Source organism: Cronobacter sp. EKM101R (assembly GCF_963888145.1).
Taxonomy (GTDB): Bacteria; Pseudomonadota; Gammaproteobacteria; order Enterobacterales; family Enterobacteriaceae; genus Cronobacter; species Cronobacter turicensis.
Genome location: NZ_CAWPHW010000003.1, coordinates 137,240 through 156,795, shown reverse-complemented (window position 1 = coordinate 156,795; position 19,556 = coordinate 137,240). Strand labels below are relative to the sequence as shown.

At 57.7% G+C, this 19,556-nt stretch carries 19 protein-coding genes; 8 read left to right on the top strand and 11 right to left on the bottom strand.

The window, feature by feature from the left end; translation table 11 throughout:
- Positions 1-117 precede the first annotated feature (117 nt).
- Complete coding sequence (locus tag AACV31_RS05220; RefSeq protein ID WP_007767490.1) at positions 118-939, top strand: alpha/beta fold hydrolase; 822 nt, start codon at positions 118-120, stop codon at positions 937-939.
- Positions 940-987: 48 nt separating this feature from the next.
- Here AACV31_RS05220 and AACV31_RS05215 read toward each other — a convergent pair whose 3' ends face one another.
- Positions 988-2,364, bottom strand: coding sequence for a PTS transporter subunit EIIC (locus AACV31_RS05215; RefSeq protein ID WP_165156417.1), 1,377 nt, complete (start codon positions 2,362-2,364; stop codon positions 988-990).
- 279 nt (positions 2,365-2,643) lie between these two features.
- On the opposite strand from AACV31_RS05215, the gene AACV31_RS05210 reads away from it, so the two are divergent.
- Positions 2,644-3,843 carry an enolase C-terminal domain-like protein gene (locus AACV31_RS05210; protein WP_165156419.1) on the top strand — a complete coding sequence of 400 codons (1,200 nt, stop codon included), beginning with the start codon at positions 2,644-2,646 and terminating at the stop codon, positions 3,841-3,843.
- Here AACV31_RS05210 and AACV31_RS05205 read toward each other — a convergent pair.
- Together AACV31_RS05205 and AACV31_RS05200 are read right to left on the bottom strand one after the other, a co-directional pair.
- Positions 3,831-4,550, bottom strand: coding sequence for a GntR family transcriptional regulator (locus tag AACV31_RS05205; RefSeq protein ID WP_165156421.1), 720 nt, complete (start codon positions 4,548-4,550; stop codon positions 3,831-3,833). The two genes, AACV31_RS05210 and AACV31_RS05205, sit on opposite strands and share 13 nt — an antisense overlap.
- A 198-nt stretch (positions 4,551-4,748) precedes the next feature.
- Positions 4,749-5,042: an NINE protein gene (locus AACV31_RS05200; protein WP_075199777.1), complete on the bottom strand. Its 294-nt coding sequence runs from the start codon at positions 5,040-5,042 to the stop codon at positions 4,749-4,751.
- Positions 5,043-5,184: 142 nt separating this feature from the next.
- Between AACV31_RS05200 and AACV31_RS05195 the strand changes: the two genes are divergently transcribed.
- The 5 genes from AACV31_RS05195 (at position 5,185) to AACV31_RS05175 (ending at position 11,098) form a co-directional block, all read left to right on the top strand.
- On the top strand, positions 5,185-5,532 hold the full coding sequence (locus AACV31_RS05195) for a nuclear transport factor 2 family protein (RefSeq protein WP_075199776.1): 348 nt from the start codon (positions 5,185-5,187) through the stop codon (positions 5,530-5,532).
- Positions 5,533-5,682: 150 nt separating this feature from the next.
- Positions 5,683-7,260, top strand: coding sequence for a sensor domain-containing diguanylate cyclase (locus tag AACV31_RS05190; protein ID WP_165156423.1), 1,578 nt, complete (start codon positions 5,683-5,685; stop codon positions 7,258-7,260).
- Positions 7,261-7,897: 637 nt separating this feature from the next.
- A complete protein-coding gene (locus tag AACV31_RS05185; protein WP_012815804.1) occupies positions 7,898-8,380 on the top strand; it encodes an Hcp family type VI secretion system effector in 483 nt (160 codons plus the stop codon).
- Between the two features lie 18 nt (positions 8,381-8,398).
- Positions 8,399-9,337, top strand: coding sequence for a hypothetical protein (locus AACV31_RS05180; RefSeq protein ID WP_007767524.1), 939 nt, complete (start codon positions 8,399-8,401; stop codon positions 9,335-9,337).
- Positions 9,338-9,622: 285 nt separating this feature from the next.
- A complete protein-coding gene (locus AACV31_RS05175; protein ID WP_165156425.1) occupies positions 9,623-11,098 on the top strand; it encodes a TrkH family potassium uptake protein in 1,476 nt (491 codons plus the stop codon).
- A 56-nt stretch (positions 11,099-11,154) separates the two neighbouring features.
- Here AACV31_RS05175 and arsC read toward each other — a convergent pair whose 3' ends face one another.
- The 5 genes from arsC to AACV31_RS05150 all read right to left on the bottom strand — a co-directional run bounded on the left by arsC (position 11,155) and on the right by AACV31_RS05150 (position 15,200).
- Positions 11,155-11,568 (bottom strand): arsenate reductase (glutaredoxin), encoded by a 414-nt coding sequence (arsC, locus tag AACV31_RS05170; RefSeq protein ID WP_165156427.1) that lies wholly within the window; start codon positions 11,566-11,568, stop codon positions 11,155-11,157.
- 44 nt (positions 11,569-11,612) lie between these two features.
- Positions 11,613-12,896: an arsenic transporter gene (locus tag AACV31_RS05165; protein ID WP_165156429.1), complete on the bottom strand. Its 1,284-nt coding sequence runs from the start codon at positions 12,894-12,896 to the stop codon at positions 11,613-11,615.
- Positions 12,897-12,984: 88 nt separating this feature from the next.
- Positions 12,985-13,320, bottom strand: coding sequence for a metalloregulator ArsR/SmtB family transcription factor (locus tag AACV31_RS05160; RefSeq protein ID WP_105538660.1), 336 nt, complete (start codon positions 13,318-13,320; stop codon positions 12,985-12,987).
- 89 nt (positions 13,321-13,409) lie between these two features.
- Entirely contained in the window at positions 13,410-14,297 is an 888-nt protein-coding gene (locus AACV31_RS05155) for a dihydrodipicolinate synthase family protein (RefSeq protein ID WP_165156431.1), read from the bottom strand.
- Between the two features lie 21 nt (positions 14,298-14,318).
- Positions 14,319-15,200 carry a DMT family transporter gene (locus AACV31_RS05150; protein WP_165156433.1) on the bottom strand — a complete coding sequence of 294 codons (882 nt, stop codon included), beginning with the start codon at positions 15,198-15,200 and terminating at the stop codon, positions 14,319-14,321.
- A gap of 91 nt (positions 15,201-15,291) precedes the next feature.
- On the opposite strand from AACV31_RS05150, the gene AACV31_RS05145 reads away from it, so the two are divergent.
- On the top strand, positions 15,292-16,626 hold the full coding sequence (locus tag AACV31_RS05145; RefSeq protein WP_161590009.1) for an aminotransferase-like domain-containing protein: 1,335 nt from the start codon (positions 15,292-15,294) through the stop codon (positions 16,624-16,626).
- Between the two features lie 53 nt (positions 16,627-16,679).
- On the opposite strand, the gene AACV31_RS05140 is transcribed toward AACV31_RS05145, so the two are convergent.
- The 3 genes from AACV31_RS05140 to AACV31_RS05130 are packed head-to-tail and all read right to left on the bottom strand — an operon-like array spanning position 16,680 to position 19,545.
- Positions 16,680-17,477: an ABC transporter ATP-binding protein gene (locus AACV31_RS05140; protein WP_165156435.1), complete on the bottom strand. Its 798-nt coding sequence runs from the start codon at positions 17,475-17,477 to the stop codon at positions 16,680-16,682.
- Positions 17,477-18,544 (bottom strand): FecCD family ABC transporter permease, encoded by a 1,068-nt coding sequence (locus tag AACV31_RS05135; RefSeq protein ID WP_165156437.1) that lies wholly within the window; start codon positions 18,542-18,544, stop codon positions 17,477-17,479. Before AACV31_RS05135 ends, AACV31_RS05140 begins: the two co-directional genes overlap by 1 nt.
- Complete coding sequence (locus AACV31_RS05130) at positions 18,544-19,545, bottom strand: ABC transporter substrate-binding protein (protein WP_165156439.1); 1,002 nt, start codon at positions 19,543-19,545, stop codon at positions 18,544-18,546. The genes AACV31_RS05135 and AACV31_RS05130 overlap by 1 nt, the downstream gene beginning before the upstream one ends.
- Positions 19,546-19,556: the final 11 nt, after the last annotated feature.

Genomic DNA, 19,556 nt, shown 5'->3' with positions numbered 1-19,556 from the left:
CGCGTCTTCGCCATTGATAGCGCGGTAACAGTCTGAAAAGCTCGCGATAATTCATCGTGCCGTCATGCAAACACTATACTTATCAGCCTTGGACCATCGCTAAATGAGGAACCACTGATGAGCACAATCAAGACGCAGGACGGCACGCAGATCTATTACAAAGACTGGGGCGCAGGCAAACCGGTGCTGTTCAGCCACGGCTGGCCGCTGGATGCGGACATGTGGGACAGCCAGATGAATTTTCTGGCGGAGCGCGGCTACCGCGTGATTGCGTTTGACCGTCGCGGCTTCGGGCGTTCCGATCAGCCGTGGAACGGCTATAACTACGACACCTTTGCTTCTGACATTAACGACCTCATTCAGGCGCTGGATCTCCAGGACGTAACGCTGGTGGGCTTCTCCATGGGCGGCGGCGATGTGGCGCGCTATATCGGCAAATACGGAACCTCACGCATTGCGGCGCTGGTGCTGCTGGGCGCCGTGACGCCGGTGTTCGGTAAAATCGGCGATTACAGCCAGGGCGTGGATCTTTCCGTCTTTGACGGTATTCGCGACGGCCTGCGCAAAGATCGCGCGCAGTTTATCAGTGATTTCGCCGCGACGTTCTACGGCACCAACGCAGGCCAGACGGTGTCGGAAGGCGTGCTGACCCAGACGCTGAATATCGCGCTGCTGGCCTCGCTGAAAGGGACTATCGACTGCGTCACCGCGTTCTCGGAAACCGACTTCCGCGGCGACCTGCAAAAAGTGGATGTGCCGACGCTTGTGATCCACGGCAGCAACGATCAGGTCGTGCCGTTTGAATCCACCGGTAAAGTGGCGGCAGAGATGATCGCTAATGCTGAACTGAAAGTGTACGACAACGGCCCGCACGGCTTTGCCGTCACGCATCAGGACCAGCTGAACGACGATCTGCTGGCGTTCCTGAAATCCCTCTAAAGGGCTTCTCCGCTGGCCGGATTTTCCGGCCAGCGCATCAACCCGGCATTACGCCTGTCCGGTCGCGTCCTTACCCACCAGCACGGTAGTGAGCACGAAGGAAATCACCAGCGCCATGGCGACACCCGACAGGGCAAAGATGAAATACGGGCCGATATAGGCGGGCAGACTGAAAATGCTCGACAAAATGTACCCGTAAAGCCGCACGCCAAAGAAAGCGATAAAGGCCGAGGCCAGCGAGCTTGCGATCGTGGCCGAGATAAAGGCTTTTTTATAGCGCGTCAGTACGCCAAACAGCGCGGGTTCGGTAATGCCGAGCAGTGCGGAAATCGCCGCTGACAGCGTGACGGTTTTCTCCTGGCGGTCTTTACTCAGACGCCAGATGGCAAACGTCGAACCGGCAATCGCCATGTTGGCCATAAACATCATCGGCATCAGCATGTCGTAGCCGCGATCGCTGAAGTTTTGCAGCGCTATCGGCGTCATGGCGTGATGCATGCCGGTCAGAACGGCAACCGGACGAATGGCGCCGACAATCAACCCGGCAAAACTCGCCGAGATGCTGAACAACCCTTCAATAAACAGCGCCAGCCCTTTGCCTAACCAGATCCCAATCGGGCCTATCACCACCAGCGCCGCCAGCGCGCCGATAAACAGGGTCAGGGTGGGCGTAAACACGGTTTTCAGCACGTCAGGCATAATGCTGTCGACCCAGCGATGGATATAGCTCAGGGCCAGGATCGAGAAAATCACCGGGATGACGCTCGCCGAATAGTTAAACACCGACACCGGGATGGCATTGAGCAGCCAGAGCGCGCTGACCGCGCCTTCCTGATGCGCCGCCAGCGCTTTGGCGGCATCAATCAGCGACGGGTACATCAGACACGCCGCGACGGCTGCCGCCAGGTACTCATTGACCTTAAAGATTTTGGCGGCGGAAACGGCGAGGAAAAATGGCAGGAAGTAAAATACGCCGCTCGCGATCAGATCGATGATCATCACCGTATCGCTTTTGGCGGACACAACTTTCAGGGCGATTAACCCGGCCAGCAAGCCCTTGATCATACCGGCGCCGGCGATGGCGGGCACGATGGGGCCGAATACCCCGGAGACGGTATCCATAAAGAGCGAAATCAGGCCCTTGCGCCCTTTGGCGGGTGCCGTGGCGGCGGCCGGGTTATCGCCAAGCGCGGCGAGCATCTGTTCGTACCAGCTGTTGACCTTTGGGCCGATGATGACCTGGAACTGATCGCTCTGGAGCTGCGCGCCCAGCACGCCGGGCAGCTTTTTTATCGCCGTCTGATCGACTTTTTCATCATCAACTAAATCGAAGCGCAGCCGCGTCATACAGTGCCAGACTTTATTAATATTCCCCTGGCCGCCCACCAGACGAATAATATTATTGATGGCTTCTTGCGTCCCCATAAAGACTCCTGCCGTATGTTGTTGTCGTTTTAATGGTCCTCTGAAGAATAATTAAACCCCACCAACAAAACAAACCAATAAAAGTTGATGTTGCTCACACCTTTCCTGTGTAAAAGGGTTTTGGTGGCGCATTGAGTAAAATTGGTATGGTTTATTAATGACTTTAAGGCGGAATAACTGACCAAAATAAATAGTCAAAAAAAGGGTTTACCCGTCAATATTTTTAGGGTCATGATATTCCCATTACGTATTCCCACAGCGCTGTAAAGGAGTTATTTCGTGACGCCTGTGATAATCAAAAATGTCGAATGTTTTATTACCCGTCCGGACAGACATAATCTGGTGACGGTACGTGTAACGACCGACCAGGGCGTGACGGGGCACGGTTGCGCGACGTTCCAGCAACGGCCGCTGGCCGTTAAAACGCTGGTGGAGGAGTATTTACAGCCGCTGCTGACGGGTCGCGATGCGAATAACATTGAAGATCTGTGGCAGATGATGAACGTTAACGCCTACTGGCGTAACGGCCCGGTGATGAACAACGCGATGTCGGGCGTCGATATGGCGCTATGGGATATTAAAAGCCAGCTCGCCGGTATGCCGCTGTATCAACTTTTTGGCGGCAAATCCCGTGACGCCATCCCGGCGTACAGCCATGCCAGCGGCGACACGCTGGAAGCGCTCTTCGCGTCAGTGGATGCGCTCATCGAAAAAGGCTATCGCCATATCCGCTGTCAGCTCGGTTTTTACGGCGGCACGGCTTCTGACCTTCATGCGCCGGAAAACCCCACGCCTGGCGCCTGGTTCGATCAGCAGGAATATATGAGCAATACCGTCGATATGTTCCGCGCGCTGCGTGAGAAATATGGCTGGACGCTACATATTCTGCATGACGTTCACGAGCGCCTGTTCCCGCAGCAGGCTGTACAGCTCGCCAAACAGCTGGAGCCTTACCAGCCCTATTTTATTGAGGATATTCTGCCGCCCCAGCAGAGCGCCTGGCTGGAACAGGTGCGCCAGCACAGCTGCGTGCCGCTGGCGATGGGCGAACTCTTTAATAACCCGAGCGAATGGCACGATCTGATTGTTAACCGCCGTATCGACTTTATCCGCTGCCATGTCTCGCAAATCGGCGGGATCACCCCGGCGCTGAAGCTGGCGCATCTGTGTCAGGCGTTCGGCGTGCGCCTCGCCTGGCATGGCCCTGGCGATATGGCGCCGGTTGGCGTGGCGGTGAACACGCATTTAAATATTCATCTGCATAACGCGGCCATTCAGGAGTTCATTCCCCGCTCGGCCATGACGGACAAGATTTTCCCGGGCGCGCCTGAGGTGAAAGACGGCTTTATCTATCCGCCGGTGAATGCCGGCATTGGCGTGGGATTCAACGAGACGCTGGCGCGGGCGCATCCGGTGGTGTATCGCCCGCATGAATGGACGCAAAGCCGCCTGCCGGACGGCACCCTTCACACACCCTGATTCTGGCGGCGGGTTAAGGTGTCATGGTTATAGGGAATGACGTAAGTGCAGGTATAATTGATATCAATAATATCGCTCACCTCAAAGACGCGCCCGCCCTCCAGAATGCCGCGATTATTAATGTGCATCGCCGGGCTGCCTTTCTTGCAGCCCAGTAATACCGCCTGTTCGCGGCTCACGCTTACTGCGCGGTAGGTGGTCAGCATGTGGGAAATCGTCAGCCCTTTGCCCAGCACATATTGCTGAATGGAATGCTCAATCGCCTGCTGATTCAGGTCAGGAAAGTCCGCGACCGGCAGACTGGAAATTTCCAGCTGCACCGGCGCGTCATCGACATAGCGCAGACGGCAAAAATGCCAGATAAAACTCTCCTCACTGATACCAAAAATCTGCTGCGCCGCTTTGTCCGGGCGCTTTTTGTGCAGGCTAAGCATGCGATAGCGGATTTGATCGAAGCGCTTTTCGGTAATCGAGTTGTATACCAGCGGGTTATTGCGCGCCTGCTCGTTGATCCAGGCGCCTGAGCCCTGAACAATCCGCACGACGCCAATGCTCACCAGTTTTTCCAGCGCCTGGCGAATGGTAAAACGCGAGACGCCATACTCTTCAGCTAACTGTCTTTCCGGCGACAGTTTTCGCGGGCCCGGCGTGGTGTCCTGGTAGATTTTGCTGAGCAGATCCTGGGTCACAAACTCTTTTTTATTCATTACCTTTACCTGCATAACATCGGCGGGCGTCGCAGGGGGTAAGAGTATCACCGGATGGCGTTATTTTCAGTCTGCCGTAAGAAAGTCTGTGGCGTGAATCGCTGTGGGTTCGCGCAAGGGAGGGGGCTGCCTGGAAGCAAAACCAGAAAAGCCATTCCACGCCAGCAGGGCAGGGAATGGCTTTAAGTTCAGGCGTTATCAGCCATATTTACGCGCGAAGTTTTCATCGGTATCGCATAAATAGATGATAAATTCGACAAACGCGATAATCGAAGGAATAAAGGTCCAGCAGAAGATGAGGTAAAGTAAGCCCTGGCCGATTTTACCTAAATAGAATTTATGGGCTCCGAAACCGCCCAGGAAAAAAGCGAGTAACGCGGCGCTGATTCTGTTTTTATTCCCGCCAATCAACTGCGTCGCGCCACACTGCGGGCAGGCTCTGGCCGATTCATGAATTTCTTTCCCGCACCCGCGGCAAAACACCATCGACATTTTGGTATCCTTATTGTCGTTATAGATTTCTACGAAACTATTGCTGTTCAGCGCAATAATACGCGTTTAGTGCATTAAGGGATAACCCCAAATAAGGTACTTAATGGCATTTATTCAGCGCGTCAGGAGAAAAGATCCATCCATGTTACTGGAAAGACTCATTACGCTCGAACAAAGCCTGCATGGCGAACAGCGACGCGATCGCGACTGGCTTGAGCACATCCTTCACCCGCATTTTTGCGAGGTGACACGCTCCGGCGTACTGGCCAGTCGGGATGAGACGATCGACGCGCTGACACGAGAGACCGGCACAGCGTGTATTGTGAGTAACGATTTTACGTTACTGTCGGTAAACGCTGACAGCGCTATCCTGCGCTACCGCACCTGTGATCCCGAAGGCCAGCGTCTGTCATGGCGCGCATCGCATTGGGTACATGTGGGGGAAGACCGCTGGCAGCTTATTTTTCATCAGGGAACGCCTGCTGTCTGATCCGTTATCTGTAATGTTACCGTTAACGGTGTGAGTACTTGCTCCATACTGTTAAATTATTGTCACCAGGCGCGCGCCTGGCCCTCCAGAAACGGCGGGCAGTACCGATAACCCCTGAAGCAACGTTGGTTATTTCCGGGGAACCGTTTCGTGACTCTCAGGCAGTTTATTTCTTACCGTCTTGGGTTGAGCACTTCGCTTGGCCGAAGCCTGGCTGTCTTACTTCTGTTCCTCCTGGTGGGCGGGATCGGCACGAACGTACTGGTGTTTATGCACTCCTGGGACGATGAGATAGCACAGGCGGCAAACAAGGCCGTCAACCTCTCGGTCGCCCAGGTGCGTCAGGCGGAAGACACCTTTATGGCGGTCGGCCAGACGCTTGATGACGTGCGCACTACGGTCGGCGCAGGCCAGGCCTCGACTTACCACAACTATCTGGTGCGGCTGAAAGCGCGCCAGCCGCTGCTCGACGGGCTCTATTTCTATAATGCGCAGGGAATGATTAAAGGCTCATCTTCCGGCATTACAGGCATTCCGGAAGACATTACGCACAAGGATTTTTTCCGCTTTCATGATGAAAATCGCCAGACCGGCATTCATATCGGGCGTGTGATTAAAAGCCTGGCGTCGGATGAACTGGTGATCCCGGTGTCGGTGCGGGTCAACGATCTCAGCGGCGGTTTTGCGGGCGTGGTGCTCGCCACCGTTAAGCTTGAGTACTTCCAGCGCTTTTACAGTTATTTTGAACTCGGCCCGCGCGATATGCTGGCGCTGCTGTTGACCGATGGCTCGGTACTCTGCGTGCGCCCTTACGATAAAGCAAAAATCGACATGAATATTTCCGGCAGCCCGCTGTTTACCCGCGAGCTTATCCGGGCCGATCGCGGAACCGGCACCTGGGTGGCGTCGCTGGATCACATCGAAAGAGTTTTTGGCTTTGCCCGCACGGAAAAACTGCCGCTGGTGGTGGTCGCCGGTTACGATCGCGCGGAAGTGCGTATGCACTGGCTGCGCAATAATCTGCCGGGCCTGCTCTCCAACTTTATGCTGCTGCTGGGGTTTCTGGTGTTCAGTTCCGTGGTGTTTCGCAAGGTACGCAGCAGCATTCGCGATCAGCAGGAGCTTAAACAGCTGCGTGACGAACTCCTGAAAGCCAACCAGACCTTTAAATCGATGGCGATGGCCGACAGCCTGACGGGGCTTGCCAACCGCCGTAAATTCGACACCACGCTTGCGAAAGTGCTGGCGGATTCCGCCACGTCAGGAAGCCCGGTATCGCTGATTATGCTCGATATCGATTTCTTCAAGCGCTACAACGACAGCCGCGGCCATGCCGCTGGCGACGCCTGTCTGCGGCTTATCGGTAATACCCTGCAAATGGTAACGCTGCGTACCTGCGATCTGGTGGCGCGTTACGGCGGGGAGGAGTTCGCGATAGTGCTGCCGGAGACGACCGGCGAAGAGGCGCTGGCACTGGCGCAGCGGGCGGTCAGCATGATCCGGGATAAACATCTGCCGCACCCGTCGACGGATCTGCCGGAGCAGGTCGTGACCGTCAGCGCCGGTTGCCATACGGTCAGGGGCAATGGGCGTGAAGACGCATTCAGCGTACTTATCCGCGGTGCCGACACCGCGCTCTATCTGGCGAAGAATCGCGGGCGTAATCAGGCGTTTCGCCTGCCAAATACTATCGCCACCGGCAATGACAAATCTATCTATGCCGCCTGATGTGCGGCTGCGCTCAGGCAGACGGTGGGGATAAGGAGTGACGCAACACCGTCAGGACAGCCTCCTCTGACGGTGCGTCATTTTTTATGAGCCACCTTATCCGATCCAGTTTCAGTGCCCTGACAGGCGCTTTTACGGACGGATTATTGTGGTGGGCTACCATTAAGATTGCGCTGAATTAGCGGAGCGGTATTTTTGCTGGCAACTAATAGCATTGTTAATATTTCATTTTCTAATGAACAGCGGATTTAAGATAAATCGCAGGTTCGCCGTTTCCTTGAGGTTAATGACAGGATAAAAGTAGTTTGTTTTATAACGTATTCTTTGAAAGCCAACGCAGCGTCAGAGAGTATGATAATTTTTCGTTATTACAGTTAATAAATGTCATTTCGCGTTTTCGCTAAGTATTCGCCAGATTTTTTGTGAGCTATGCCACATTCAATTTTCTTCATGATTAATACTCCGGCAATAAAAATGAAACAAATACAGGATATACGCGGAAATAATTCGAATGAGATTCGTCTTAATTTCCGGAGCGGTATTGTTTAGCCTTTTGAATAAATTTACAGTGAAACCGAATTATTTGCCTCCGGGCTCTGCTTATTCTCACCTGCTATCTGATAACAAGGAGTATTACATGGCTATTGATATGTTCCTGAAAGTGGAAGGCGTTACTGGCGAATCTAAAGATGCCAACCATGCCAGCTGGATCGATGTGCTTTCTTTTAACTGGGGCGCAGCGCAGCCGGGCAATATGGCTGTGGGCGGCGGTGGCGGTGCCGGTAAAGTTAACTTTCAGGATTTAGCCGTGCAGGCCATTGTGGATAAAGGCACACCCGCCATTCTGAAATTCTGCGCCAGCGGTAAGCACGTTAATAAAGTTGAGCTTTCTGTCTGTAAGGCCGGTGGGCAGCAGGTGGAATACTCGAAAATCGTTCTTGAAGATGTGCTGGTAACCCGCACTGAATTTACCGGCGTCGGCCAGACCGATACTGTGCTGGTGAATTACTACTTCCAGGCGGCGAAAGTGAATTTCCATTACTGGGAACAGTCAAACCAGGGCACCAAAGGCGCTGAAACGAAAGCCGGTTGGGATATCAAACAGAATAAAGAACTCTGATAAAAAAGGAGTGGCAAGATGGCAGAAATTAACTCCATGATAAATGCCCTTCTTTCCGACCGTTCGCACTTTACTGAGCAAGAAATACATACCATCATCGATTTCGTTAATGAACTCGATGATGACACGCTGTATCAGTTTGAAAATGCTGAAGAGCGCAGCGTAATGTATACCTATGAACAATTACTGGCCAGCTCCCGACCTGTGGGAATCAATAACGGCGGGCGCGATCTGGAAATGGGATTACTCAATTCCGGGCCGAATACTACCATCCAGAATAACCGTCAGTTTTTCGACCGGTATAATACCCGCGTTCCTGGCATGGGCGGGCGCGGAGGCAGCATTTATAATGATGCCACCAAAATCGCCTATGATTATGCCGGTAAAGTTATCGCCGGGGTTGGCGGGCTGCTCGGCGTTTCCGCTGCGGCAACCGCGACGGTGACAGCCGGTAGCGCCGCAGCAAACGCGGCTTCTACAATTGCGGCCCGTACGGCATTACTGAGTGCCGGCGGCGTTTTCGGCGTCGTGGGCGGCGCGCTGGTCATCCTGCGTAACACCATGGCGGAGCGACAGACGGCGAATAACAAACGCTTTCTGGAAACCGTAAAAAAAGCCGTGAAAGTACGTAATAAAGTGAATAAATTTTTTGAGGACACCAATAACAAGGTGGTGAAAGATCCGGCGAAGGCGAAAACACAGCTTGATTCCGGTCTTGCCTCACACCCGGCCCGCTTTGCAGCAGGCCCTGGTGGCTCGACGGTTTACGCCGATTTGTCGCCGGTCGAAAAGCTCATCACTGAGGATTTCGCGACGCAGCACTATGATATCCGCTCAAAAGTGGTTATCAGCCGTGGCAACCCGTGGCACATCACGCTCAATACGCTGCGCGGCGGCACTAAGCAGTTTTCTCAGGAAGAGATGACCGTTCTGCAGAATATCGCAAGCCGGTTGTAAACGTGCGGCATGCGACGGGCAACCGTCGCTGTTGCTCTCTTTTTTCGGCGATCCCGGCCAGGCCCGCATGCTTCCGTTATCTCCTCAGGCTCATCATGATGAATCATCACCGGCGCAACATATGGCGCCGCCCCATCACGCCGAACGCTACCCGCCGTGCTTAACGGTTTCTTTGCGCATATCCTGACGATACCCGCCACAGCGAGGGTGATTTTTTTACAACATTTTTATACGAGGGGAGGTTTAATAAGAGGATCTGTCAGTAGAATGTTTTGAGGCCTGGTTTTGCTACCGCACGCTCCTGCAAATTCTTCACGTCCCGCCATTGTCATCCATCTGTGTGGTTTTCTGGTGTTGCTCTACAGCTTTTCGATGCTGCCGCCGATGCTCGTCGCGCTGTTTTGTAAGGAGCGCAGTTACTTTTCCTTTCTGGTGACTTTTGTCACTTTCTTTGTGCCAGGCTGCGCCGCATGGCTTGCCACACGCCGCCAGATAGCGCCGCTGAAAACCCACGACGGTTTTCTGATAATTGTTTTGTTCTGGATACTGTTTTCCCTAATCAGCGCGATGCCGTTCTGGCTCGATAACGCGCTCGGCCTGAACGCCGCGCAGGCGCTTTTTGAAGGCGTATCCGGGATAACGACGACGGGCGCCACCATCATTAATGATGTGAGCGGGCTTCCGAAGGCTTATCTTTACTACCGCGCGCAACTCAACTTTATCGGTGGTCTGGGCGTTATTGTCCTCGCGGTCGCCGTGCTGCCGCTGCTCGGGATAGGCGGCATGAAACTGTATCAGTCGGAGATGCCCGGCCCGTTTAAGGAAGAGCGCTTAACGCCGCGTCTTGCAGATACGTCGCGCACGCTCTGGCTGACCTATGTCTTGCTGGGAGCCGCCTGCGCAGCCGCTTACCGGATAGCGGGTATGCCGTGGTTTGACGCGCTGTGCCACGGGCTTTCTACGGTCTCTCTCGGCGGGTTCTCCACGCGCAATGAAAGCATTGGCTTTTATGACAGTTATCCGGTCGAGCTGGTGGCGGGGCTGTTTTCACTGCTATCCGCGGTAAATTTTACCGTCTGGTTCGTCGCCTTTACCCGGCGAACCTTAAAACCCTTTCGCCGCAACGCCGAACTGCACTTTTTTCTTCTGGTCACGCTGATTATCGTGCTGCTGACCGCCTGGCAGGTCTGGCATAAGGGGATGTACGACCTGACGGGCAGCCTGGTTCATGCCTTCTTTCTGGCAAGCTCAATGATTACCGACAACGGCCTTGCGACGTCAGACTATGCGAGCTGGCCTGCGCACACTATCGTCATGCTGTTGCTGGCGAGCTTTTTTGGCGGCTGTGTGGGCTCAACCTGCGGGGGCATTAAAGCGTTGCGCTTTCTGATCCTGTTTAAACAAAGCCGTAATGAGGTACATCAGCTGGCGCATCCGCGGGCGATCCTCAGCCTGCATGTCGGTCAGAGCGTCGTGAATGAGCGTGTGCTGCGCTCGGTATGCAGCTTTTTCTTTCTCTACATGCTGGTCAGCATTCTGTTTATCTGGGCGCTGACCTCAATGGGATATGATCTGTTAAGCGCCTTCGGCACGGTAGCCGCCTGCATCAATAATATGGGGCTTGGGTTCGGCGTGACGGCGGCGAGCTTCGACACGCTCAATGACGGCGCGAAATACCTGATGTGTCTGGCGATGATTCTGGGGCGGCTTGAGATCTATCCGTTCCTGATCCTGCTCTCGCGGTTTTTCTGGCGCGCCTGAGCCCGGCGGTCAACGGCTCCTCCTGAAAAAGAGCCGTTGATTAAGGTTCAACTGCATCAGGGCGCAGGTGGAATGACAATCTCGCCATCTTCTTTGGTAAACGGGCCTTGCTGGGGATCGGGCAGAAGGGCCAGCACCGCTTCTGAGGGACGACACAGCCGGGTGCCAAGCGGCGTCACTACGATCGGACGATTAATCAGTATCGGGTGCGCCAGCATTGCGTCCAGCAACTGCGCATCACTGATTTTCTCATCGTCCAGCCCGAGCGCCTGATACGGCTCGACATTTTTACGCAGCAACGCCCGCACGCTAATGCCCATCCGGGTAATCAGCATCTTGAGCTCGTCGCGCGTTGGCGGCGTGTCCAGATAAAGAATAATGGTCGGCTCTACGCCGCTGTTGCGAATAAGGCCAAGCGTGTTGCGCGAGGTGCCGCAGGCCGGGTTATGGTAAATCGTAATCGGGGTCATCAGGGTTCTCCGTCAGGGCGCGTTTTGCCGCGCCCTGGACCAGGTTAAAAAGAGAGACGCAGGGCGAGGGCGGCAAGCGTTACCAGCAGCACCGGCAACGTCATGACAATACCGACCCGGAAGTAATAGCCCCAGCTCATCGCAATATTTTTCTGCGCCAGTACATGCAACCAGAGCAGCGTGGCGAGGCTGCCGATTGGCGTTATCTTCGGGCCTAAATCGCAGCCGATGATATTCGCGTAAATCATGGCGTCCTTAACGACGCCCGTGGCGGCGCTGCCGTCGATGGAGAGCGCGCCGACCAGCACCGTTGGCATATTATTCATTACGGAGGAGAGCGCGGCGGTCAGAACGCCCGTCCCGAGCGTCGCGCCCCAGATCCCGTGCTGCGCGAAGACGTTAAGCAGGGTGGAGAGATAACCGGTCAGCCCGGCGTTGCGCAGGCCATACACCACCAGATACATGCCCAGCGAGAAAATGACGATTTGCCACGGCGCGCCTTTCAGCACTTTGCGCGTATCGATAACGTCTCCCTGACGCGCGACCAGCCAGAGCACTGCCGCCGCCACGGCGGCGACCAGACTCACCGGCACGCCGAGCGGCTCCAGCGCGAAAAAGCCCACCAGCAACAACACCAGAACCAGCCAGCCGGTTATGAAGGTGCGCCGATCGCGGATTGCCGTCTGCGGCGCGCTAATTTTCTCACGATCGTATGTCGCCGGAATGGCTTTGCGGAAAAACAGGTGCAGCATCACCAGTGAAGCCGCTACCGAGGCGAGGTTTACCGGCACCATCACGGCGGCGTAATCGCTGAAGCCGAGCGAGAAAAAATCCGCCGTCACGATATTCACCAGATTCGAGACCATCAACGGCAGGCTGGCGGTATCGGCGATAAAACCTGCCGCGATCACAAACGCCAGCGTCGCGCCGCGGCTGAAGCCGAGCGCCAGCAGCATCGCGATAACAATGGGCGTGAGGATCAGCGCCGCGCCGTCATTAGCGAACAGCGCCGCCACCATGGCGCCCAGTAAAATTATCAAGGTAAACAGCCGGGCCCCTTTACCGTTGCCCCCGCGCGCCACATGCAGCGCCGCCCAGCGGAAGAAACCGCACTCATCCAGCAGCAGACTAATGATAATCACGGCGATAAACGTCGCAGTGGCGTTCCAGACAATATTCCACACCACGGGAATATCGCTGATGTGCACCACGCCGGTGAGCAGCGCCAGCGCCGCGCCCGCCGATGCGCTCCAGCCGATGCCGAGCCCTTTCGGCTGCCAGATAACCAGAACCAGGGTCAGGATAAAAATCGCACCCGCCAGAAACATACCACTCTCCTTGACTGAACAAACACGGCTTTTGCGCCGAAGTAAGGCCTGACAAATATGATAATTCATATATGTAAATGGAAATTTTTTAGCCGCAATGTCTGCCGTTTGACAGGCTTTGCGCGACCAGAGACGCAATGGCCTCCCGCTGGCATAAAAACGCCTGCTCGATCACAGCGGCAGCCCAGGCGGGCATGTGCGGCGAAAGCCGGTAGTGGATCCATTTGCCGTCGCGGCGATCGCTTAAAAGACCGCTGTCGCGCAGCAACGCCAGATGGCGGGAGATTTTGGGCTGGGAGAGGTTTAACGTGGCCGAAAGCTCGCAAACGCACAGCTCGCCCTGCGCGCGCAGCAGCAGCGCCAGATGCAGCCGGGTGTCGTCAGCAAGCAGTTTAAACAGCTGTAGCGGTGTAAGCGACGTCATATAGCCCTCCATAAATCGTGGAGGGCAGTGTGGATCGCTCAACGCGTGGCGTCAACATCATATTCGATTTAACGAATATGTATGGCGGATTAGTGATAGTTTCGCTGCGCCAGCACCGTCTGCAACTGCGCGCGCGCCTCGCCCTGCAGGCTCAGCAGCGGCTCCGGCAGGCAGGGCGCCGCGACGCGCCCGGACAGCTCCGCGGCCGCCGCAATGACCCGCAAACTGCCGTGACGGCGGAACAAGGTCCAGAGCGGTTCAAATGCCCCGTTGAGCGCGGCGGCCTGCGCCTCGTCACCCGCGAGCGCGGCGTCGGTCAACGCGCGGATGTCGCGCGGCCAGAGCCCGGCGGTGACCGAACAGAACATATCGGCGCCCGCCAGCAGCGCATCGGCGGCCTGATGATCGCCACTGATGCCAAGGGTGACGGTGGCGGGGATCTCGCGGCGCAACGCGGCGATTTTCGCTGCCGCCCCGGCGGCATCGCTGAACGGGCTGAGTTTCATCGAGCCGATGTTAGGCAAGCGCGCCACGGCGCACAGTAAGTCCTGGGTAAAGGTGAAGCCTGTAGTGGCGGGATTATCATAAATACACAGCGGCACCGAGACGGCACGCGCGACACGCTCATAGAGCCGGTATGCCTCTTCCTGGCTGAGCGGCTGATAGGAGAGCGGCGAGAGCAGCAGCCCGCGCGCGCCGGCGCGCTGGGCGTCATCGGCGAGAGCCAGCATCTCTTCCAGACGCAGCGCGCCAATGCTGGTCATAACCGGAATATCGCCTGCCGCGCCTGTGGACAGCGCCGTGAGGCGGGCGCGTTGCTCACGGGAGAGGTAGGCATAGCTGCCGGTAGAGCCGAGCGGGGCGATGACATTCACCCGCGCCGCCGCCAGATTTTCAATCAGCGACACAAAAGTTTTTTCATCTGGCTTGCCGTTAACGAGCGGCGTCAGCGGAAAAGCGGCGAGACTCTTAAACATAAGGCTTCCTTATTCAGTTAATCACTGGCGCGCGAATTTCTTTGAGCACGCCACACAGAGGATCACCCCCAGCGTCACGGCCAGCATCAGCGGACTGACGTGTTCATTCAACAGCGTCGCGGCGAGCGCGAGGCCGAGAAACGGCTGTAACAGCTGAAGTTGTCCGACAGCGGCTATCCCGCCTGCGGCCAGTCCGCGGTACCAGAATATAAAACCTATCAGCATACTAAAGAGCGATACATAGCCCAGCGAAATCCAGGCCGCAGGCGCCACCGCGCTGAACGTGGCGGGGCGCGTCAGCCAGGCGGCGCCCAGCATCAGCGGCAGCGCGAGGATCAGCGCCCAGCCGATCACCTGCCAGCCGCCGAGCTGACGCGACAGCGCCGCGCCTTCCGCATAGCCTAAACCGCACAGCGCCACGGCGGCCAGCATCAGCAGGTCGCCCCGTAACGAGACGCGCACCTCGCCGGTGAGGGCGAAGCCCGCCACCAGCAGGCTCCCCATGACGGAGAAGATCCAGAACGCCGGGCGAGGGCGTTCGCCGCCGCGCAGGACGCCGAAGAGCGCCGTCGCCAGCGGCAACAGACCGATAAACACCATCGAATGCGCCGAGGTCACGTGTTGTAGCGCCAGCGCGGTCAGCAAGGGAAAGCCCACCACCACGCCTGCGCAAACGACGGCAAGCGACACCGCCTGCCGCGCCGTCGGGCGCGTTTCCCGGCGCAGCATCATCAGCAGCAGCGCCAGCCCGCCGGCGAGGGTGGCGCGGGCGAACGTCAGAAAAAACGGCGAGAAATCCAGCACAGCGACGCGCGTGGCGGGCAGCGAACCGCTGAAAATGACAACGCCCAGCAGGCCATTCAGCCAGCCTGCCCACGGGCCCGGACGGGACGGATTTTCCATTTCACTCTCCTGATAAACCGCTCACATTGACGACCGCCAGTGTAGGGCGCTAGATTCAGGACAATCAAAAAATTGTCATGGATACATTGCCGTGAAAGCGCGCTACAAAGTTCTCGTCGATCGCTACGCTGCGGCTATCCGCAGCGGTGAGTTAACCGCAGGCGTTCAACTGCCGACGCACCGGCGGCTGGCGGCGGAGCACCATGTCTCGCTCGCCACGGCGACGCGCGTTTACGCCGAGCTGGAGGCGATGGGGCTGGTGAGCGGCGAAACGGGGCGGGGCACGTTTGTGCGGGATATCGCGCTGCCGCCGGGGCTGGGTATCGATCAGCACGCTGTGGCAGCGGATGCGCTGGATCTGAGTTTTAACTATCCCGCGCTGCCGGGACAGGCTGAACGGCTGCGGGACGCGTTGCGCCAGCTGGCTTCGGCCGGGGATATCGACGCGCTGCTGCGCTATCAGCCCCACGCCGGGCGGGCGAAAGACCGGGAGACTATCGCCGCGTATCTGGCGGGCGCCGGGCTGAATACCGCTCCTGAGAACGTGCTGGTCGTGAACGGCGCGCAGCATGGCCTCGCCGTGACGGTAATGAGCCTGCTGCGGCCCGGCGATGTCGTGGCGGTGGACGCGCTCACCTACCCTGGTTTTAAAGTGGCCGCGCAGCTGTGTCATTCTGAGCTGGTGGCGGTGCCCTGTACCCCGCAGGGGCCCGATCTGGCGGCATTGCGGGCGCTCTGTGAGAAGCGTCGCGTGCGGGCGGTGTACACGATGCCGACGCTGCATAATCCGCTCGGCTGGGTAATGACGCCGCGCCAGCGACGGGCGCTGGTGGCGATCGCCCGGCAATACGATCTGTTACTCATCGAAGACGCGCCTTACGCCTGGCTGGTGAAACCCGCACCGGTGCCGCTCGCGGCGCTGGCGCCGGAGAGAACGGTGTATGTCACGGGGTTTTCAAAGAATATCGCGACGGGCCTGCGCGTGGGGGCGGTGGTCTGCCCGCCGCGTTTTCAGAGCCTCTTCGAGCGTACCATCCGCGCCACCGCCTGGAATACGCCTGCGCTGATGACGACGCTGGTATGCCACTGGCTGCGTGACGGCACGGCGAACCGGTTTGAAGTGCTGAAGCGCCGCGATGCGCGGGCGCGCCAGCGTATCGCCCGGGAGGCGCTGGCGCCGCTTGAGATCATGAGCCACCCGTCCTCTTATTTTCTCTGGCTGCCGCTGCGGGAAGGCGTGCGGGCCGAGCAGGTGGCGCAAAAACTGCTGCAGAAAAAGATTTCGGTGTCCACCGCCGAGCCGTTCAGCGCCTCGCTCCATACGCCCCACGCGATACGTCTCGCGCTCGGCTCTTTACCGCTGGAGACCCTGCGCAAGGCGCTCGACACGATCCGCGAGACGATACTGTATGAGGAGAATCTGTAGCAAAGGCCCCTGTTTCGCTTACGTATGCCGTAACCGCAGCGTATACATTTCGCTCACGCAGGTAACGGCTGTACGTCTTCATCCTCCAGCCCATCCACGATCAACAGCGGCCTGCCCTGCGAGCAGCGTTCAACCCTGGCCCGCACGCCATATACGCTTGCGAGAGACGCTGGCGTAATCACGTCCCCCGGCTCGCCGCATGCGATGAGTTGCCCCGCTTTCATCATCATTACGTGCCCGGCATGCCGCAATGCGATGTTGAGATCGTGCACCACCACTACCGTCACCATATTCCGGCGACGGGTTTCCCGTGCCACCACGTCCATGACCTGAAACTGATGATTGAGATCCAGCGCGCTTAATGGCTCGTCGAGCAGGAGAAGCGATGGCTCCCGGATCAGCGATTGCGCCAGCCCCACCAGCTGTTTTTGCCCACCGGAGAGTTGATCCAGATAACGCAGCGCAAGGTGACAGATGCCTAATGTCTCCAGCAGCGCCAGCGCGCAGGCCTCTTCATCGCGCGCATTCCCCGCCCCGGAGGCGCGCCGGGCGGCCAGCAGGGATTCCAGTACGTGCAAATGCACGCCCTGCGGCAGCGATTGCGGCATCAGGACAACTTTTTGCGCGCGTCGGGCGAAGGGCAGGGCGAGTAGCGGTTCGCCGTCAAGACTGACCGTGCCGCGCGCCGGGTTCAGGCCCGCCAGCGCGTGCAACAGCGTCGATTTACCACAGCCGTTCGGCCCGGTCAGCACGGTGATTTTCCCGCGTGGCAGTAGCGGCGCGCTCAGATTATCAATGACCTCGCGCCTGCCGTATCCCGCTTTCAGATTCTCTATTTTTAGCCCTGTCATTACAGCCGTCCCCGGTAGCGCAGAATTATGCTCAAAAAGAAGGGTACCCCCACCAGCGAAGTGACAATCCCCACCGGGATCACGACACCCGGCAGAAGGTTTTTGGAGGCAATCGAGGCGAGAGAGAGAATAAGTCCGCCCAGCAAGGCGCTGATCGGCAGATAAAAACGATGATCTTCACCGGCCGCTAATCGCGCGATATGCGGCGCCACGAGGCCGATAAATCCGACTGGCCCGACGAAGGCCACCGACAGCGCCGAGAGCAAACTAATACGCAGCAGCGAGGCGAGTCGCAGGCGGCGGACGTCAATACCGAAACTGGCCGCGCGCGTTTCACCCAGACGCAGGGCGGTGAGCTGCCAGCTGCTGCGCAGCGACAGCGGGAGGACGATAATCAGCGCCAGCGCCAGCAGCCCGAGCTTCAGCCATGAAGCGCGCGCCAGACTGCCCATCGTCCAGAACACTAACCCCTGCAGCGTATCTTCGGTCGCGACAAACTGCATCATGGAGACCAGGGCGTTAAAGGTGAACACCAGCGCAATGCCAAACAGCACGACGCTGGAATGACTGACCCGCGTCCAGCGTGTCACGCCGTCCAGCAGCAGCGCTGAAAACAACGCGAAGATGAACGCGTTGGCTGGCACAATCCAGGCCTCGCTGATGCCAGGAAGGGAGATCCCCGCGACTATCGCCAGCGCGGCGCCAAAGGCGGCCGCTGACGATACGCCCAGCGTGAATGGACTGGCGAGCGGATTGTTGAGAATGGTCTGCATCTCGGCGCCCGCCAGCCCCAGCGCCATGCCGACCAGCAGCGCCATCAGCGCATAGGGCAGACGGATTTCCCGCACAATCACCCTTACGCCGGGGCTCACCTGGCCTGGGTCAACAATACCCTGCCAGAGCTGGTGCAGCCCAATGCCGGAAGGGCCGAAAGCCATATCGGACACCAGTGCGGCCGCAATAGCCAGGACAATCATTACCGCCAGCATAACGCGACGACGCACCAGCTTCCGGTAGCGGCGTGAAACCGATGCGGCGTCCGGGTAACGCAGTTCAGTCGCCGACATCATGACTCCGGCGGCGTCAGGATCGCGGCAATCTGCGCGTCACTCAGTTTAAGATCGAAAAAATCGCGGTAGAACGTGCGTGTTTCGCTGATCATATCGACATCCGCGAAGCGTTCCGGATAAAGCGTTTTCGCCAGCCAGAGAAACTGTAACGCCTCTTCGCTGGTCTCCCGGCACCACCAGAACATCCCTTTGGGATTGGTATAGACGCGGTGATGAATGACGGCGTCCACGCCTGCCCACTGCGGCGAGGTGAGGATTTCGTCGGCATCGCGTCTGTTCATGGCGACAATGACGGCCGGATTAGCCGCTATGATGCGCTCAAGCGATACCTCGCCTGCGCTGTTTTTCTTCACGCCGAACCACTTCTCCGCCACGTTATTTGCGCCAGCCAGATCCATCCAGTCCTGGTTCAGCGACGGGCGGCCCGTTGTGGTCAGCGGGTTACCCATACTGTGATACACCGTGACGCGCTGGTTTTCGGGTAAATCGCGCAGTCGCGTTCGCACCAGCGTCGCGTTACGGTCAAAGTAACGCTGATATCGATGCGCTTTCGCCTGCGCGTCCGGCCCGAGCGCGTCGGCGGTCTGCTGGACGCGGGCGGTCAGCGCCTGCATGGAATTGGCCTCGAATGCCAGCACGCGAACGCCCGCCTGGGACAACATTTCCGGTTGCGGCACGTGCATATTTTTCGCCACCATCAGCAGTTCTGTGCCGAGGGCGATAATCTGCTCCGGGTTGATCTCATGGCTACTGCTCATGCTGACAACGGGCACGTGGTCGATATGCGGCAGGCTCTGACGAAACAGCGGGATCTGCTTTGCTACCTGTGACGTGCCTACAATGTTATCGCCATACCCCAGCATGGCAATGATGGTGTTTTGTGCGGGCCACGGCGAGGCGATGCGGGTATCGTTATGGCCAGCGCCTTCCAGCGGACCGGCGCTGGCGAGGCTGCTGACGACAAGCGCCAGCGCCGGAAAGAGTCGGGTTAATTTCATTCGCATCGCCC

What these genes read in the sequence shown, in the direction of transcription:
- arsC (WP_165156427.1), bottom strand. Translation starts at nt 11,568, where the DNA reads ATGACCCCGATTACGATTTACCATAACCCGGCCTGCGGCACCTCGCGC.
- AACV31_RS05140 (WP_165156435.1), bottom strand. Translation starts at nt 17,477, where the DNA reads ATGACAGGGCTAAAAATAGAGAATCTGAAAGCGGGATACGGCAGGCGC.
- AACV31_RS05195 (WP_075199776.1), top strand. Translation starts at nt 5,185, where the DNA reads ATGTTACTGGAAAGACTCATTACGCTCGAACAAAGCCTGCATGGCGAA.
- AACV31_RS05130 (WP_165156439.1), bottom strand. Translation starts at nt 19,545, where the DNA reads ATGAAATTAACCCGACTCTTTCCGGCGCTGGCGCTTGTCGTCAGCAGC.
- AACV31_RS05135 (WP_165156437.1), bottom strand. Translation starts at nt 18,544, where the DNA reads ATGTCGGCGACTGAACTGCGTTACCCGGACGCCGCATCGGTTTCACGC.
- AACV31_RS05165 (WP_165156429.1), bottom strand. Translation starts at nt 12,896, where the DNA reads ATGTTTCTGGCGGGTGCGATTTTTATCCTGACCCTGGTTCTGGTTATC.
- AACV31_RS05215 (WP_165156417.1), bottom strand. Translation starts at nt 2,364, where the DNA reads ATGGGGACGCAAGAAGCCATCAATAATATTATTCGTCTGGTGGGCGGC.
- AACV31_RS05180 (WP_007767524.1), top strand. Translation starts at nt 8,399, where the DNA reads ATGGCAGAAATTAACTCCATGATAAATGCCCTTCTTTCCGACCGTTCG.
- AACV31_RS05220 (WP_007767490.1), top strand. Translation starts at nt 118, where the DNA reads ATGAGCACAATCAAGACGCAGGACGGCACGCAGATCTATTACAAAGAC.
- AACV31_RS05150 (WP_165156433.1), bottom strand. Translation starts at nt 15,200, where the DNA reads ATGGAAAATCCGTCCCGTCCGGGCCCGTGGGCAGGCTGGCTGAATGGC.
- AACV31_RS05200 (WP_075199777.1), bottom strand. Translation starts at nt 5,042, where the DNA reads ATGTCGATGGTGTTTTGCCGCGGGTGCGGGAAAGAAATTCATGAATCG.
- AACV31_RS05205 (WP_165156421.1), bottom strand. Translation starts at nt 4,550, where the DNA reads ATGAATAAAAAAGAGTTTGTGACCCAGGATCTGCTCAGCAAAATCTAC.
- AACV31_RS05160 (WP_105538660.1), bottom strand. Translation starts at nt 13,320, where the DNA reads ATGACGTCGCTTACACCGCTACAGCTGTTTAAACTGCTTGCTGACGAC.
- AACV31_RS05185 (WP_012815804.1), top strand. Translation starts at nt 7,898, where the DNA reads ATGGCTATTGATATGTTCCTGAAAGTGGAAGGCGTTACTGGCGAATCT.
- AACV31_RS05155 (WP_165156431.1), bottom strand. Translation starts at nt 14,297, where the DNA reads ATGTTTAAGAGTCTCGCCGCTTTTCCGCTGACGCCGCTCGTTAACGGC.